We start from the raw sequence: 15,428 nt of genomic DNA on the forward strand, positions 1-15,428 counted from the left end.
AGCCCACTGCGGGCCATCGAAAGGCCGTGAGACCAGCCCATCGACGGTCCGCAAGTCAATCCGACACGTTAGCCGCCGATTGCGGCCCTGGAGACATTCACGCCGAGATCGTAGACCAGCAGGCCACCGTAGTATGCTGTAGTGGTCACAAGCACTGCCCCTGCGATTTCGATCACAGGAACGGCGATAGCCGCTGGCCCCAGCTCGCGATTGCGGACCCACAAGGCGAGCCTGACGATGCCCCAAATCAGAAAGGCGAAGGCCGTGATGCCGCCAAGACTCTCGTGAATCTCCGCTATGTCGCTGCTGAAGCCGGCCGCTTCGGCATGATCGAGAGCGAGTCCGCCATAGAACCAGGTTCCAATGGCGAAAACCCCGGCTGCGAGCGCGACAAAAGTAGAAATCGTCCCCGCGCCAGAACGCCTTGTTACCGCGTTGCCGCGGGCGAGCGCCACAAGGTCGATCACCGCCAGTGTGTAGATGAGGACAATGGGAAAATGCACGAGCATGGGATGAATATGCTGGACTGGTATCATGGTACGAGAATCTCCGGAGGTCGGACTAGAAGCACATGGCCGTGCAGGATGAGGCGTTCGGTGGGCGGGCAGCGTCCGCGGCGCGGCGACATCGATGAAGGTAGCGAACAGCCGTTGGAAGGTTCAGTCATCGTCTCCAGGAGCTTCGCCCTTGCCCTCGCCGCCGAGAGCGGCTCTGCCGAGGACGAGGTTGTCACTGCATTCATCATCGCCAACACCTTTGATGGCCTTCGGGGTGGTCGTGTTCTGCATCGGTATGGCCTCGAGGTCGATCGGCCCGGAGGGCGCTACCGAGGACGACGCTCCACATGACCCCTCGTCGGATTGAGCAGCCGCCGGCAGGGCAAAGCTCGCCAGGCCCGCGAATACAGCTAGCAGAAGCATTGAATTGCGCATGGTTTCGATACCTTTCTTGGCGCGGCCATGATTGGACGCCACGATCCTGATAGAGAACCTCTGCTTGCTGTCGGCTGACGGCGATTGTCAGCAGATTGAAAGCTTCGACGTGCGACAGGCACCGTTCATGAGAGCCATTCTAAAGCGCCTGGCGATGGCAGGCTTGGCCGGGCTCGTCCTGGCCCAGCCCCTGGCCGCGCGCGCCGACGAGGACGACGATGGCGACCACGACCGGGCGCGAGACCTCTACGAGCACGGCGAAATAAGGGGCCTGGCCAATATCCTCGATATCGTTCGCGTGCAGGCCCCAGGCGATATCGTCGCAGTCGATCTCATCCGCAAGGCCAACAAATGGGTTTACCGGTTCCAGGTCGTCGACACCGATGGCCGGCGAAAGACTGTCGATGTCGACGCTGGTGCCGGTGTCATCATGCGCGACGGCGAGGGCGACTGATGAAGATTCTCCTGGCCGAGGACGAGCCCCGTATCGCTGCCGATATCGCGACCGCCCTCAAGGCGTCCGGAATGGCGGTCGATGTCGTAAAGGATGGCGAAGCTGCATGGTTTGCAGGCGATGTTGAGAATTATGATGCCGCGATCCTGGATCTCGGATTGCCGAAGCTCGATGGCCTAACGATCCTGAAACGTTGGCGAGCCAACGCCCGACGGTTTCCGGTTCTCATCCTCACCGCCAGGGGCATGTGGACGGAGCGTGTCGAGGGCATAAACTCTGGTGCTGACGACTATCTTCCCAAGCCTTTTGAAATGGAAGAACTGCTCGCCCGGCTACGCGCAATCCTGCGTCGCTCAGCAGGGCAGGCGGCACCCGTGTTGAAGTCTGGCCCGTTGCTTCTGGATACGCGCCAGATGCGGATATCGCTTCGCGGCATTCCCGTTTCCCTATCGCCGCTGGAGTACCGGCTTCTGGCGTTTCTGATGCATCACGCCGGGCGGGTGGTGGCGCCGACGGAACTTGCCGAGCATTTGTACGATTCAGGAAACGACCGCGATCCGAACACAATCGAGGTCATTGTCGCGCGGCTGCGACGGAAGCTTGGCAGGGATGTCATCGAAACGCGACGCGGGTTCGGGTATCTAATGCCCGATGATCTCGCCTGATGGGCAACTCGATCCGCTTCAGGCTGTGGTTGGCCGCAACCATCTCGGTTCTTGTCGCGCTCGCCATCGCCGGCGCCGGCCTGCGCTATCTGTTCGAACTTCACGTCGAGCGGCGCGTGGTGGGCGAGCTGACGATCGACCTCAATGAGCTGATCGGCGCGACGACCTTCGCAAGCGACGGCAGCCTTGTAGTGACCCCGGTTCTGACCGATCCGCGCTTTGCCAATCCTTTGTCCGGTTACTATTGGCAGGTCGAGAATGTCGCCACTGGCGTTATCGAGCGCTCGCGATCGTTGTGGGATGCCAAGCTCGTCCTGCCTGCCCAGAGCACGGGCGGCAAGCTACGGAAAATCGAAGAATTCAAGGGTCCTGGTGGGGAACTCAGCATTGCGGTCGAGCGCACGATCATCGACGCCGGCGGCCGGTCGTTTCGCGCTATCGTGGCGGAAGATCATCGAACCGTGGAAGTGTCTGTCAGCGAATATGTTCGCGATCTTGCTCCGGCCCTCCTGATGCTTGCTGGGGCTCTTATGGCTGCGTTTTTCATCCAGATCACCGTCGGCCTTGCTCCGCTGGAGACCTTGAGGGTAGCCGTCAGAAACGTGATCGCGCAACGGACGGCGCGGCTGGAGGAGGCGGCACCGAGCGAGGTGCAGCCGCTCGCCGACGAAATCAATCGTCTTCTTGATGCCCAGGAAAAGGCACTTGCGCGAGCCCGTTCGCGTTCCACCGATCTGGCGCACGGGCTCAAGACGCCGCTGCAGGTCCTGTCGGCCGATATTCGTGCGTTGAGAAAAAAAGGCGAGGCGGAGCTGGCCGACGAGATCGAGAAGAGTGCCGCGGCCATCCGGCGCCATGTCGAACGGGAGCTCGCACGCGCCCGCCTCGCGCCCGGCGTTTCCGGCAAGGCATCCTGCCGGGTGTCGGACGTCGCAACCGGCGTCATTGCCGTCGTCAAACGAACGCCAAGCGGCAAGCAACTTTCATTCACTCTGGACGTCACGGAGAATCTGACGGCGCCAATCGACGAAGGCGATCTTTCTGAAATCCTGGGGAATCTGGTCGAGAATGCCGCACGCTACGCAAAGTCGTCGGTCCGAGTCGATGCATCCGACGCCGCTGGCGAGGCGATCATCGCTGTCACCGATGACGGACCCGGAATACCGGATGCGGATCGCGAATCCGCTTTGTCGCGCGGCGTCCAACTCGACAGCAAGGGCGGCAGCAGCGGCCTTGGCCTTGCCATCGTTTCGGACATCGTCGAAGCCTATGGCGGATGCCTCGCCATGACCAACGCCGATCCGGGTCTGGTCGTGACCATTTCCTTGCCGCGACACAGTTGAGCGTACTTCAAGCAAAGCCTGGGAAGTAGTCGACCTTTATTCTCGAACGGCGAACGCCCATGGCCAGCAGCGTCTGGCGCAAGGTCTTGACCATGGCCTGCGGGCCGGAAATGTAAAACGTCCGATCGGGGAAGTCGGGTATAGCCAGACGTATCAGGCGCTCGTCGATGTACCCGGGATATTGGCCGCGCTCGCAACCGCGCGCTACGGCGTGGATCGTCTTGATTCCAAGTTCCTGCCTGGCGGCGTCGAGTACGTCGCGATAAGCGATGTCCTGTTGGCTTTCGGTTCCGTAGAGGATGACGATCGGTCGCCGCTCCTTGCGGTCGAGCAGATATTGCAGCATCGAGCGGAACGGCGTGATGCCGATCCCTCCGGCCAGGAAAGCGATCTTGGTTTCACGCTTGGCGGGCAGCGTGAAATTGCCAGCCAGTTGGGCGGCGTGGATCGTGCTGCCTGGCTTCATGGTCATCAATTCGCGCTTGAAGGCGCTTGATTGCGGATAGAACTTGACGCCGAGACGGACGGTTTCCTCCGTCGGCGCTGAGGCAACCGTAAAATAACGGCGATTACCGCGATTGTCGGCATGATCGAGGCCAAGCGTCCATTCGAGATACTGGCCGGCCTCGAAGGCAAGCTTGCGCGGTGAGCGGAAGATGAAGTCAAAACTGTCCGCAGCCGAATGCTCGATGCGTTCCAAGGTCAGCACGAACCGTCCTTTGGGGCCCGCTGCATAGGCAAACAGGTTGCCGGCGAGCAGCGCCAGTTCCGGCGTGAAATAGAACGAGCCGATATGGATGTCGGGAGCAAACAGAAAGCCGGTGATGGCGGCAAAGGCGATGCGCGGCCAACGCATCGTCGGCGCGGTCAGCGGCTCGGTCAGCATCACGAAGGCGAAGAACAGCAGCGGCGACGAACCCAGCGTCTCCGCAAGCGCCGTCCAATACTGCGACGGGTCGGAGGTCGCCATAATGGTCGCCAGCGCCATGGCAATGAAGGTCGAGACAAGGTCAAGCCTGCGTAATTTCCGCACAATTAGCATGCCGCCGATGAGCACAAGGGGGAGCAACGGCAGAGTGCCCCCGACCCACCAGGTGGCCGGTTGGTCGAGCAGCAGCGCGGACAGTGCCACCCCCAACGCCGCCGGATTGAAGAGATGCTTCCTGCCGACCGCGAGAATGAATTTGGATGAAATCGCCCAGACGGACGTGAATGCCACCGCCGCGATCCCCTTGAGGTCGCTAACGGCCACTGGGTCGAGGATGAGAACCAGGATGAGGGCTGTGATGTAGACGGACTCGTTGTTGGCCGGAACCTCGAAGACCCGCGCAAAGATCTTGTTGGTGATCCAGCAGGCCGCCAGCGCCAGCGCTGTCGTGAAGGCGAGTGCGATAGGATCATGTGGCACCAGCTTGACGAAGCCGAGCCCGAACGCCGCGCTGACCAGCGCTATCAGATAGTAGAAGACCAGCCGATACATGGTCAGGTGATCGAGAAATCGGTCGATGGCCTTGATCATGGCAGGCAAAGGGCTCCAAACCCGCTTGTCGGTGTGGCACGGCCATTGGCGTCGACGACATAGCCCTCGAGGCCTGTCGTCCGCTCGATGAATAGAATGCCGTCCCTGCCCATCGCGAAGGCAGCAGTGGCGAAGCGATCGGCTTCGAGCACATCGGCGGCGATGACGGTCAGGCTGACGACGTCCTGGATAGAATTCCCAATCCCGTGCGGGTTGTAGATGTGTTGACCGCGGACATAGGTGCCGGAGGTCGCCACACCGCGACCGCGGGGGTAGACGACCTTTATGACCTCGTCGGTATTGAAGGGATTGCGGATGCCGACGCTCCAGTCCTTACCCGAAGCATTCTTGCCGCAGGACTGAACATCGCCGCCGGCCTCGATGAAGAAATCACTGACGCCGGCTCGCTGAACAATCCCGGCCGCATTGCGGATGGCCCAGCCCTTGACGATGCCGGAAGGATCGAGCGACCCATCGGCCTTGCGAATATCGAAATATCCGTCCGTCTCGTCTTTCGTCTGTCGGGCAAGAGCAAAGACCTCAATCATCTCGCCGCTCCAGTCGACGACCGGAACGTCGCCGCGATTGATGGCCGTGATCTCGCTGTCGGCCCGGTATGTGCTGAAGCGCCGGTCGATGTGCTTGAAATAGCCGAAGACCGTGTCGATCAGCTCCGCGTTAGACGCGCCGCCGACGTCGACCGTAATGGGCATGCCCATCAAAATTCGCGTTTCGCGCATGGAACTAGGACGACGCTTTCTTCAGCGCGCCGCGCAGCGACTGGATGAAAGCCCTGCTGGTTAGCGTCGCGCCCGAAATAATGTCGACATTGGCGCTTTGGGCGCTGATCGCTTCGTCACGCAGCATGGGTAGAGCCTGCCTGTTGATGCTAATGGAGGTGCGCCGGTCGGAGGGGTATTTCAGCACTTTCAGTGCTGTAAGCTGCCCGCCTTTTACGAGGGCCTGGACCTGGATGATGCCGTAGTAGGCATCGGCGGCGGGTCCGATATAGACGCCGTCGGCATAGCCCTGGACGGCGAGCTTCATGCCGACCCGAACAACGCGCGCTGACCCGTCCGTGTATGCCGGTCGCGGCTGAGGGATGGGTATGTAGACGGCAGGCGTGACAGCGAAGGACGGCGCTTTCTGCGCGGGCGCGTTGACAACCAGCGCAGCCGCCTGTTTGGGCGGCGCTGACGGTGGCAGCGAGGTGGCCGGATCCACCGTTTGCATCACCGGACCGTTTGGCCTCTCGGCGACAACTCCAACGCCAGCCGTCGTTTCTCGGGTATTCGGGAGCCTCGTTGTGACTTGGGATCCAAAGGGCTCCGGCTGGATCTGAAATATCGGCGCGACCCTGGCGAGTGCCGGCTCGGCCGGCTTCGCGGCGGGCGCCTCTGCCGCGTCGGCCGGCAGCACCGAACCGAGCACGTCATCGGCGGGGCGTTTGCCAGCCTGATCCCAGACATAGGCGCCGGAGGCGGCGACCACGAAAAGCGACAGCGCGATCTGCTTCATCGAAAATATGTTTCCACATTGAGCCTTGCAGGGGCGATCCATCTGGCTCGCGTCATGCAATATCCCACGACCAAGCTGACAACTGGCTGTCAGCCGAGGTCGAGCTGCGAAAGGCCGCGAAAAAGCTCAAGGGGCTGCTGCAAATTGACTTGTCCCAGATCAAGATTGTCGCATAAGCAGCGGGGTAGGAAGGTTCTCTGAAGCGAGAGTGCTGCCTATGACTGTTGCCAACGAGCCGACCAGATACACCGTGACCCAGATACTGCTGCATTGGACAATCGCGGTGCTAGTCGTCCTGCAACTGGTAATAGGTGAGGACATCAAACCGGCTTATCGGGCGTTTTCGCGCGGCACCGAGCCGGCAGCCCCTGACATCTTCAACGCGAATGTTCATGTCTATGTCGGTTTGGCGGTCTTGGTGCTGGCAACCTGGCGGATCGCGATCCGCCTGAGGCATGGTGTGCCGGCGGCGCCGGCCGAAGAAAGCGTCCTGCAGAAGCGCATTGCGGCTGCCGCCCATTTCCTGCTGTACCTTTTCATTTTCGGCATGCCGATCACCGGGGTCATGGCATGGTACTTCGGCTTCGGAGCCATGGGGACGCTCCATGAACTCGCCAAGCCGGTGATCATCATAGTCGTCGGCCTCCATGCGGCAGCGGCCTTGTGGCAGCATTTCTTTGTCAAATCGGACGTGTTCGTCAGAATGCTGCGACCTGCGGGTCGGCGCGCGCGGTGACGTCATGAGCCGCCTTCACACGGAAAACCATCTTGTATCCCGCGTCGGCTGGCTGCGCGCCGCAGTGCTTGGCGCCAATGACGGCATTGTGTCGACGGCTAGCCTCATCGTTGGCGTGGCGGCAGCCAACGCTGCGGCCTCCAACGTTTTGGTTGCCGGCGTAGCCGGACTGGTCGCCGGCGCGATGTCGATGGCGGCCGGCGAGTATGTCTCGGTCAGTTCGCAGTCCGATACCGAACAAGCCGACCTTGCGCGTGAGAAAGGGGAACTGGCGACGCAGCCAGATTTCGAGCGACAGGAACTTGCGGACATCTATGTCAAACGTGGCGTCGAGCCAACGCTGGCGTTGCAGGTCGCCGACCAATTGATGGCGAAGGAGGCGCTTGGCGCCCACGCGCGTGACGAACTCGGTATTTCGGAGGTGACGACAGCCAGACCGATCCAGGCCGCGCTGACCTCTGCGGCGGCATTTTCGGTTGGCGCGGCCATGCCATTGGCGATGGCGCTTGTTTCGCCGGCCGCCTGGCTTGTCGCGACGGTGTCTGTTGCCTCGCTCCTGTTCCTGGCAGTGCTGGGTGCCATTGGGGCCAAGGCCGGCGGCGCCAATGTGCTGAGGGCAACAGTCCGTGTTACATTCTGGGGTGCGCTTGCCATGGCTCTGACGGCCGGCATCGGTGCCGTCGTTGGTACTGCCGCCATCTGAGCCAGTGTGCGACTTTAGACTTCCTCTAAAGCGCGAGCCGAGACGCTCAAGTTCCAGCCATCTGTCGGTGCCAAGCGGCATGGACCCGCCTCAGTACACTGCATACCGGCAGCTGGTCGAGCGCCATTTCGAGCTCGAAGGCGTGGAAGATTTCGAACCGTCTTGCCGAACAATTTTAGCCGGACTCGTATCAGGGCTGGAATGAGGCGTGGGGATCGATCTAGTGACGCAGCTTGCCCAGCTATTCACATTGCAAATCCAGTGCGCTTTTCTCGGTTGGCCTGCAAGCCTCTATGAGCCGATGCTCCTGTGGGTGCGCAAGAACCATGAGGCCACTTTGGCCAGAGACACGAATGCAGTGTCTGCCATCGCGCTCGAGTTTGACGGAGCGAATTGCTGGAAGCGCGGCGGCGTGAGGCCGGTGCGGCCGCTGCTGTCGAATGGATGCGCGAGGACGCCACGATATTGGAAGGCAGCGCCCCCGGCTTTGGCGGGCGCGGCGACGCGACACATCGAACTGCGGGGCGTTTGCGGATAGGGTAGGGACAAGCGGTCGCTCCGGCAGGGGAAGATCATCATGCGGTCTGGTCAACGACAGTGGTCGCAGTCCGAGAGGGTTTGGCGGCAATTCGCGCTCATGGAGCTCATCATGGAGCGGATGCGCGTCGATCCGCTCGTGGCGGCCCGCAAATGCGGCGGAACGGTGATGGCGGACGCGCGAAACACGTGCCTGGGCTGCTCTTTTCACCGCGACTGCCGCGATTGGCTGGAACGTGGCAGCGATCTTGCCGGCCTCGCCGAATTCTGCCCGAACGCCGGGTTCTTCAGGGAATGCAGGCCAAATTTCTAGAGCGGTTCACGGCTTGATGGAATCGAAGGGGATTCCCGATTTGTGGGTTTTGTGATTCAAGATGCTGGCTGGAGTGGAGGCCAGCATCTGATGACGCGACCTTTTTCCGATGATCTTCGCGAGCGGGTGGTGGCGGCGGTTTTGGGCGGCGAGAGCCGCCGCTCGGCCGCCAAACGGTTTGGCATTTCGATTTCCGCTGCGGTAAAGTTGTTGCAGCGCCATCGGGCGACTGGTTCGGTTGCGCCTGGCAAGATGGGTGGACATCGCAAGAGGGTGCTGGAGCCGCACCGTGCCTTCATCGAGGCACGTATACGTGAGACGCCGCATCTGACGCTACACGGCCTGAAGGATGAGTTGGCCGGTCGCGGGGTCAAGGTCTCGCACAACGCGGTGTGGTTGTTCCTGCGCCGCGAGGGCCTGAGCTTCAAAAAAAACGCTGTTCGCCCTTGAGCAGGCACGCGCCGATGTTACCCGCAGGCGCCAACGATGGCGGTCCTGGCAGGCCGGTCTCGATCCGCAGTGCCTGGTCTTCATCGACGAGACCTGGATCAAGACCAACATGGCTCCACTGCGCGGTTGGGGGCCGAAGGGCAAGCGGCTGCGCGGCCTGGCTCCGCACGGCCACTGGCGCACGCTGACCTTCCTCGGCGCGCTGCGCTGCGATCGGCTCACTGCACCTTGCGTCTTCGACGGACCAATTAACGGCCAGTGCTTCCGTGCTTATGTCGAGCAGCAGCTCATCACCGTGCTGAAGCCCGGCGACATCGTGGTCATGGATAACCTGGGAAGCCATAAGTCAGCGGCCATCAGGCAGATGATCAAAGCTGCCGGCGCCAGGCTTTGGTATCTGCCGCCCTACTCGCCCGACCTCAATCCGATCGAGCAGGCCTTCGCCAAGATCAAACACTGGATGCGCCAAGCTCAGAAACGCACCGTCGAGGACACGTGGCGCCACATCGGCCACCTCGTCGAAACAATCGAGGCCGCCGAATGCAAGAACTACTTCGCAAAAGCCGGCTACGCTTCCGTCAAAACGTGAAAGGCTCTAGATGCCCTTTGAGAATATTGCCTGCTTGCAGAGATCGCATTGACTGGGTCGCGCCGTTCGCTCTGTTGATGCCGACCAACGGCCGAGCGGGGCCAACTATTCCTGCATGAATGCGCCGATCAGCTACCTCGCAGACGAATGCTGGGCCGATGCGGCGAGCGGTGAGGTTGCCGCCCTCGGCACCAAGGAGACCTTGGTCGAACTGGCGGGCTACGCCATCGAGTGGGCCGACCTTTCCGCGGCAACAAGCGATTGCCCACCAAGCGGCAGGCACAATTGCCAAGGCAACGTTTAGGGCTGATGCGGACGGTCCCGCGTCATCGAGTGATCAAGCGATCAAGCGATCAAGCGATCAAGCTCCTATGGGTTGTCCTCATCGTCGTGGAGGATTCGCTCCGCCGCGCCATCCAAATCTTCGTACTGCCCAGCCCGCAGCGACCAAAGGAAAGCCGCGAGCCCGGCTAAGCCCAGTAGGATGGCGACGGGAACGAGGACGACGAGGTAATTCATCGGCCGGCAGCCACGTGCATCGAGAGGCGAGGGCGCGTCACGGGTGCGGTTGGAACATTGGGCCGCAGTCGCATTGCATTCGCCACCACCAGCAGCGACGACATCGACATTGCAAGAGCTGCCAAGAGCGGAGTCACGTAGCCCGCAACGGCTATCGGCACTGCCAAGGCATTATAGGCGACGGCAAGCGCAAAGTTCTGCCGGATCAATTTCTCGGCCCTTTTTGAGATACCGAGAGCCTGAGTCACGGCCGAAAGACTCTCGGTAAGGAAAACGAAGTCAGCGGCGTTTCGGCCAATGTCGACCGCCGTGCTTGGCGCCATGGAGACGTGGGCGGCGGCCAGCGCTGGCCCATCGTTCAACCCGTCTCCGACCATCAGAACCCGGCTGCCGCAACCAGCAAGCTCTTCGATGCGGGCGAGTTTTTCGGCCGGAAGCAACTCGGCCTCGACTTGGTCGATATCTAACCGCCTCGCCAGCATCTGTACCGGCTGCCGTCGGTCGCCAGAAACGATACCCACTTGCAATCCAGCACTCTTGAGAGCGCGGACTGCCTGTTCTGCACCAGGGCGGACATCGTCCTCGATCAAGAACGTCGCCAACCACTGCTCGCCTTTCGTCAATACAGCGACCGATGCTGAGTTTTGTTCATCTTGCGCGCTGCGGCCAGTCGCCCAATCATGGCGACCAAGACGATAGACGGTGCCTTGTGCGTTGGCTTCCAGGCCGAGGCCCGGTATCTCCTGTACGCAATCGAAAGCAAAGGATTGTGCCGGCCGGCCCACTCCGGCAGCCGCGATCGCCGTGGCAGATGGGTGTCGGGACCCGGCTGCGATGGCGGCGGCAATGCCAAGGGCAGCCGGCGCGATCTCGGCTGCATTGGCGAGAATTGGCTTTCCGACAGTGAGCACTCCGGTCTTGTCGAACAGGACGGTGTCAGCCTCGGCAAGACGCTCGAGTGCGGAGCCATCCTTCACCATGATACCCAGTTCAAAGAGGCGCCGTGCGGCAACGACTTGAACGATGGGAACGGCAAGACCGAGCGCGCAGGGGCAGGTTATGATGAGAACAGAGATGGCGACGGCTATCGAGCGATGCCAGTCGCCGGTGGCGAAGAGCCAGCCGACCAGCGATAGCAGGGCGATCGTATGGACGACAGGCGAATAGAGCGCAGCAGCCCGATCCGCCAGCCGGCGGTAACGGGCCCGTCCGCCTTCGGCAGCTTCCATCATCCGGACCATTTCGGCCAGGAAGGAGTCTTCCGCCCGCGCGGTAGCCTTCATCGTGAGCGGGCCAGTGAGGTTCATCAGGCCAGCCCGGAGCGCGGTCCCCGTTGACGCCGTAAGAGGCGCGCTTTCGCCCGAAACCAGAGAGCAGTCGAGCTCGGAGTTTCCGGTCTCCACGACCCCGTCGACCGGGATGCGATCCCCGGGAGCGATGAAGAGGGTCGTTCCGGGTTCGATCATCGTCGTCGCGACGTAATGTCTCGTTCCATCCGTCGCAACGACTGTGACCCCGATGGGCGCAAGCCGGGCAAGTCCAGCGACTGCGGATCGCGCCTTCTCGCGCATCATATGATCGAGTGTGCGCCCGATCAGAAGGAAGAACAGGAGGGTCGTCGCTGCGTCGAAATAGGCGTAGGGCGCGTCGTGAATGGTATCGTAAAAGCTCAGAGCGAAAGCGAGCATCACCCCGATCGAGATTGGCACGTCCATGTTCGTATGGAAGTGACGAACCGCCGACCAGGCGGAGGCATAGAAAATACGGCCGGAATAGAGAATGGCTGGAAGCGCCAGAGCCGCCGAGAGGAAATGGAACGCCTGCCGTGTCTGTCCGGTGGCGCCGGACCATACCGACACCGACAACAGCATGATGTTCATGGCGCAGAAGCCCGCCACGGCCAACGCCTTGAGGAGGCGCGACAGTTCCGGGTCCTTTGCGTCGGCGTCGAAAGAAAACAGGTGCGCCGGGTAGCCGATCTTTCCCAACGTGCCGATCAGGTCCGGAGCGGCGCCGTCGACCGTACGCCACCGGACGGCGACCCGCCTCGTGGAAAGATTAACGCGCGCGTTGGCCACGCCTTCGAGCGCTGACAGCGTCTTTTCGACGGCCGCAATGCAAGCCCCACAGTGCATGCCCGGTACTGAAAGGTCCGACTGGCGCGTGCCGTCGCCGAGATCGCGGCTGGCGAGAATGACCTCCTCTAGCGCGACTGAGCGCGAGGCTTCGATTTCGAGTCTGGCGTCAGCCGGTGTGCAGCAGGACATTGTGCTCAGCCACTCTCACCGCATCGACTTGTAGGCATGCCAGGTGGCATGGCCAAGCAGCGGGAAGATGACGATCAACCCGACCAGGGCCGTTGCCACGCTCACTGCGAACAGGGCGAGCACGACAGCTCCCCACAGGATCATTGGTTGAAGATTGTTCCATACGATAGCCATGCTGGATGCCATCGCCGTAAGCGCATCGGTGCGCTGGTCTAGCAGCATGGGAACGGAAAAGACGCTGATTGCGAAGCCGAAGGCGGCGAACAGCCCGCCGACGAGCGTTCCGACGACAAGCATGGCGAGGCCCATCGGGGTCGTGAAAAGCATTCCCACTATATGGTCCAACCCAGGAAATGGCCGCACGCCGAAGAACAGCGCATAGAGCAAGACCGCCGCGCGCATCCACAAAAGCATGAGCAGGCAAAGGAGAACCCCGGTGAAGAAGATCTGGGCACCGGCACTAGGCTTGACGCGCAGCATCCCACCCAGCGTCGGCACTTCGCCCTCTTCGATGGCTCGGCTCTTCGCGTAGAGCCCGACCGCCACGGCTGGCGCCACGATCATGAAGCCGGCGAGGGCCGGAAATAGAATATAGTCCCAACCAAGAGCGAACATTGTCCAGACGGAACCGATGGAAACGATGAACACCGACAGCCCATAGGCGAGGCTCAGTCCTGGCGCGACCATGAGGTCACGCCAGCCCGCTGCGAGCCAGGCAAATGCCGTGCTGGCCGGCAAGTGACGCTGACGCTCGGGACTGCGAGTCTCCTCGATGCCTGACAATTGGTTCAGCAATCCGTAGGGCTTGTTGGCATCGCTCATTTTTCTACCTCACGATTGCATCCGTTGCTGTCAGCAGTCAGAATTCGCCGCCCTGAATCGACCCGTACTTGGGTCTGGCGCTTTCAGATGGCTTACGCATTCCGGCTGCGACGCGAATGCCACATAGATCAGGTGCGCGTTCGCCCCACAAAAAAGCAGCGCTGCGGCCGGGATCAGCAGCCATAGTAGTAGCGGAATGCGTGGACGCTTCTGTGCAGATGGTTCCTTCATGTTCATCCCGTCAGGGGTTCTCGACGCCGAGCTGATAGACGTAGAGCGCTAGAATCTTGATCTCGGCCGGGGTCAAGCGCTCGTCCCAGGTGGGCATGTGTCCCTGGCGGCCACCGTGGACAGTCATGACGATCGTTTCCAGGTCCCCACCGTAGATCCAGTACTGGTCGGTCAGATTTGGCGCCCCCATGTCCTTTTTGCCTTTGGCATCTTCGCCATGGCAGGCAGCGCAGGTGGTGAGGAAGACCTGTCGGCCTGCCTCTATCGTGGCGATGCTGTCGGGCGTGGAATCCGAGGGGTTGCTGAGTGAGTGCACGTAGGTGGCTACGTTCCTGACCTGCACAGGGTCCAACATCTCATCGCGCCCGAATGAAGGCATCTGCGATACCCGGCTTTGCGGATTGCTGGAATTGACGCCGATCCGCATTGTCTCCGCGATCGTTTCCGGTCCACCGCCCCATATCCAGTCGTGATCGGTGAGGTTGGGATAATTCTGGCCACCCTTGCCGTCGCGGCCGTGGCAGGCCGCGCAGTTGTCGCCGAAAAGCCGATGACCCGTTTCTTTGACAACCTCCATGAGCCGAGGATTTGCCAGGATCTCGTCAAAGCTCGATTTTTCGATCGCGTCCACCCACGGCGCTCTCGCTGCATTCGCTTCAACAAGCTTCTCTTCGACGATCTTGCGCTGGTCCGTATCGAGCAGGCCCTTGGTGTAGGTCGTCCCGAGGGGCCATGTCGGCATGACAAACCACCAGATGACCGCAAAGATGTGTGTGACGATCAAGAAGATAAGCACGCCCCTCGGCACCGGGGTGTCAAGTTCCTTGATGCCATTCCATTCATGGCCGGTCGTCACGCGACCCGTTAGGGGATCCAGTTCCTCTACTGCCATGGTGTATCGTCCCGATCGAGAATGTTCTTTTTGGCTTCGCGAAACCGCTTCTTGTTCGATGGCCAAAACGTATAAACGCATACGCCGATGGCGAATGCGATCAGGTAGAACAAACCCCAACTCTTCGAAAACGCGACGAGCGTGTCGTGGTTCAGCTCCATGATGTGTTACCTGTCAGTTTCGTCAGTTCTGCGTGTCGGGTGCCTTTTCCGGCGCCGCGGTTTGCTTGTAGGCGGCATCCGTCAGTCGCCCGAGCACCTGCAGGTATGCAACCAACGCATCCATTTCAGTCACCTCCGTCGTGACGCCGTCGAAAGCACTTACCTGTGTTTTGTCGCCATAGCGCTTCGTCACGCCTGCGGCAAAATCGGTATCGGGAGTTGCCTGTCCGAAGGCATCTCTCGCGGCGTTGTCGATCATGTCGTCTGTATAAGGCACGCCGACTTCCTTCAGAGTCGCAAGATGCAGGCCCAGATCGTCCACCTCCAATGGCGTGCGCGCCAGGAATGCGTAGGCCGGCATGTTAGATTCTGGAACTACCGCGCGAGGATTTGAAAGATGGGTCACGTGCCAGATGTCGGAATATTTGCCGCCGATGCGCGCTAGGTCCGGACCTGTGCGCTTTGATCCCCATAGCATAGGGTGGTCGTACCTCGATTCCACAGCGAGCGAGTACGGCCCGTAGCGGTCGACCTCGTCGCTCAGAGTACGGATCATCTGGCTGTGGCACGCATAGCAGCCTTCGCGAACGTAAATGTCGCGGCCCGCCACCTCGAGCGGCGTATACAGACGCATGTCCGGTGCATCTTCAACCGTCTCGTGAATGGTGAACAGAGGCGCGATTTCGACAATGCCGCCTACGCTGGCGGCGGCGATGATGGCCAGAAGGAATCCAACGGCCGTCCGCTCAATCTTTCGATGGAACAGTTCAGGCATAT

At 61.1% G+C, this 15,428-nt stretch carries 19 protein-coding genes and 1 pseudogene; 9 read left to right on the forward strand and 11 right to left on the reverse strand.

Translation table 11 applies throughout. The features are described 5' to 3' along the window. Positions 1-68 precede the first annotated feature (68 nt). On the reverse strand, positions 69-536 hold the full coding sequence (locus tag FJ426_RS07170; RefSeq protein ID WP_140824945.1) for a DUF2231 domain-containing protein: 468 nt from the start codon (positions 534-536) through the stop codon (positions 69-71). A 123-nt stretch (positions 537-659) separates the two neighbouring features. Continuing rightward, positions 660-788 carry a hypothetical protein gene (locus FJ426_RS31995; protein ID WP_281405481.1) on the reverse strand — a complete coding sequence of 43 codons (129 nt, stop codon included), beginning with the start codon at positions 786-788 and terminating at the stop codon, positions 660-662. Between the two features lie 271 nt (positions 789-1,059). On the opposite strand from FJ426_RS31995, the gene FJ426_RS07175 reads away from it, so the two are divergent. From FJ426_RS07175 to FJ426_RS07185, 3 genes are read left to right on the forward strand one after another with little or no spacing between them, the layout of a single operon-like run. Further along, positions 1,060-1,386, forward strand: a complete 327-nt coding sequence (locus tag FJ426_RS07175; RefSeq protein WP_140824946.1) for a PepSY domain-containing protein — start codon at positions 1,060-1,062, stop codon at positions 1,384-1,386. After that, positions 1,386-2,051 (forward strand): response regulator transcription factor, encoded by a 666-nt coding sequence (locus FJ426_RS07180; protein ID WP_140824948.1) that lies wholly within the window; start codon positions 1,386-1,388, stop codon positions 2,049-2,051. The genes FJ426_RS07175 and FJ426_RS07180 overlap by 1 nt, the downstream gene beginning before the upstream one ends. Next, a complete protein-coding gene (locus tag FJ426_RS07185) occupies positions 2,051-3,394 on the forward strand; it encodes a HAMP domain-containing sensor histidine kinase (RefSeq protein WP_140824949.1) in 1,344 nt (447 codons plus the stop codon). The genes FJ426_RS07180 and FJ426_RS07185 overlap by 1 nt, the downstream gene beginning before the upstream one ends. A 7-nt stretch (positions 3,395-3,401) precedes the next feature. Here FJ426_RS07185 and FJ426_RS07190 read toward each other — a convergent pair whose 3' ends face one another. The 3 genes from FJ426_RS07190 to FJ426_RS07200 are packed head-to-tail and all read right to left on the reverse strand — an operon-like array spanning position 3,402 to position 6,431. Further along, a complete protein-coding gene (locus FJ426_RS07190; protein ID WP_140824950.1) occupies positions 3,402-4,913 on the reverse strand; it encodes an RnfABCDGE type electron transport complex subunit D in 1,512 nt (503 codons plus the stop codon). Then, the gene (locus FJ426_RS07195; RefSeq protein ID WP_246675502.1) at positions 4,910-5,632 is read right to left on the reverse strand and encodes an FAD:protein FMN transferase; all 723 of its coding nucleotides are present in this window, start codon (positions 5,630-5,632) and stop codon (positions 4,910-4,912) included. Before FJ426_RS07195 ends, FJ426_RS07190 begins: the two co-directional genes overlap by 4 nt. 25 nt (positions 5,633-5,657) lie before the next feature. Further along, positions 5,658-6,431, reverse strand: coding sequence for an FMN-binding protein (locus tag FJ426_RS07200; protein ID WP_140824954.1), 774 nt, complete (start codon positions 6,429-6,431; stop codon positions 5,658-5,660). Between the two features lie 217 nt (positions 6,432-6,648). On the opposite strand from FJ426_RS07200, the gene FJ426_RS07205 reads away from it, so the two are divergent. The 6 genes and pseudogenes from FJ426_RS07205 to FJ426_RS07230 all read left to right on the forward strand — a co-directional run bounded on the left by FJ426_RS07205 (position 6,649) and on the right by FJ426_RS07230 (position 10,063). After that, positions 6,649-7,167 (forward strand): cytochrome b, encoded by a 519-nt coding sequence (locus tag FJ426_RS07205; RefSeq protein WP_140824957.1) that lies wholly within the window; start codon positions 6,649-6,651, stop codon positions 7,165-7,167. Between the two features lie 4 nt (positions 7,168-7,171). Beyond that, positions 7,172-7,870 carry a VIT family protein gene (locus FJ426_RS07210; RefSeq protein WP_140824961.1) on the forward strand — a complete coding sequence of 233 codons (699 nt, stop codon included), beginning with the start codon at positions 7,172-7,174 and terminating at the stop codon, positions 7,868-7,870. Positions 7,871-7,922: 52 nt separating this feature from the next. Continuing rightward, positions 7,923-8,255: pseudogene (locus tag FJ426_RS31725) on the forward strand (cytochrome P450); the annotation flags it as partial. Between the two features lie 192 nt (positions 8,256-8,447). Next, positions 8,448-8,720, forward strand: coding sequence for a DUF6455 family protein (locus tag FJ426_RS07220; RefSeq protein ID WP_281405482.1), 273 nt, complete (start codon positions 8,448-8,450; stop codon positions 8,718-8,720). A gap of 90 nt (positions 8,721-8,810) precedes the next feature. Further along, positions 8,811-9,759 (forward strand): IS630 family transposase gene (locus tag FJ426_RS07225; RefSeq protein ID WP_140825149.1). Its coding sequence is split into 2 segments (ribosomal slippage): positions 8,811-9,146 and positions 9,148-9,759, totalling 948 coding nucleotides; the frame shifts between segments, so codons are not numbered across the junction. 115 nt (positions 9,760-9,874) lie between these two features. Next, positions 9,875-10,063 carry a hypothetical protein gene (locus FJ426_RS07230; RefSeq protein ID WP_140824967.1) on the forward strand — a complete coding sequence of 63 codons (189 nt, stop codon included), beginning with the start codon at positions 9,875-9,877 and terminating at the stop codon, positions 10,061-10,063. 65 nt (positions 10,064-10,128) lie between these two features. Here FJ426_RS07230 and ccoS read toward each other — a convergent pair whose 3' ends face one another. The 6 genes from ccoS to ccoO all read right to left on the reverse strand — a co-directional run bounded on the left by ccoS (position 10,129) and on the right by ccoO (position 15,426). Continuing rightward, complete coding sequence (ccoS, locus tag FJ426_RS07235; protein WP_140824970.1) at positions 10,129-10,278, reverse strand: cbb3-type cytochrome oxidase assembly protein CcoS; 150 nt, start codon at positions 10,276-10,278, stop codon at positions 10,129-10,131. Then, a complete protein-coding gene (locus tag FJ426_RS07240; RefSeq protein ID WP_140824973.1) occupies positions 10,275-12,545 on the reverse strand; it encodes a heavy metal translocating P-type ATPase in 2,271 nt (756 codons plus the stop codon). Before FJ426_RS07240 ends, ccoS begins: the two co-directional genes overlap by 4 nt. A gap of 15 nt (positions 12,546-12,560) precedes the next feature. Then, on the reverse strand, positions 12,561-13,367 hold the full coding sequence (locus FJ426_RS07245; protein WP_140824977.1) for a DUF2189 domain-containing protein: 807 nt from the start codon (positions 13,365-13,367) through the stop codon (positions 12,561-12,563). A 241-nt stretch (positions 13,368-13,608) separates the two neighbouring features. Then, positions 13,609-14,490, reverse strand: coding sequence for a cytochrome-c oxidase, cbb3-type subunit III (ccoP, locus tag FJ426_RS07255; RefSeq protein WP_140824981.1), 882 nt, complete (start codon positions 14,488-14,490; stop codon positions 13,609-13,611). Continuing rightward, complete coding sequence (locus FJ426_RS07260) at positions 14,481-14,651, reverse strand: cbb3-type cytochrome c oxidase subunit 3 (protein ID WP_140824985.1); 171 nt, start codon at positions 14,649-14,651, stop codon at positions 14,481-14,483. The genes ccoP and FJ426_RS07260 overlap by 10 nt, the downstream gene beginning before the upstream one ends. 22 nt (positions 14,652-14,673) lie before the next feature. Then, positions 14,674-15,426 carry a cytochrome-c oxidase, cbb3-type subunit II gene (gene ccoO, locus FJ426_RS07265; protein WP_140824989.1) on the reverse strand — a complete coding sequence of 251 codons (753 nt, stop codon included), beginning with the start codon at positions 15,424-15,426 and terminating at the stop codon, positions 14,674-14,676. Between the last annotated feature and the right edge of the window lie 2 nt (positions 15,427-15,428).

The sequence above is a fragment of the Mesorhizobium sp. B2-6-4 genome (assembly GCF_006441495.1).
GTDB lineage: Bacteria > Pseudomonadota > Alphaproteobacteria > Rhizobiales > Rhizobiaceae > Mesorhizobium.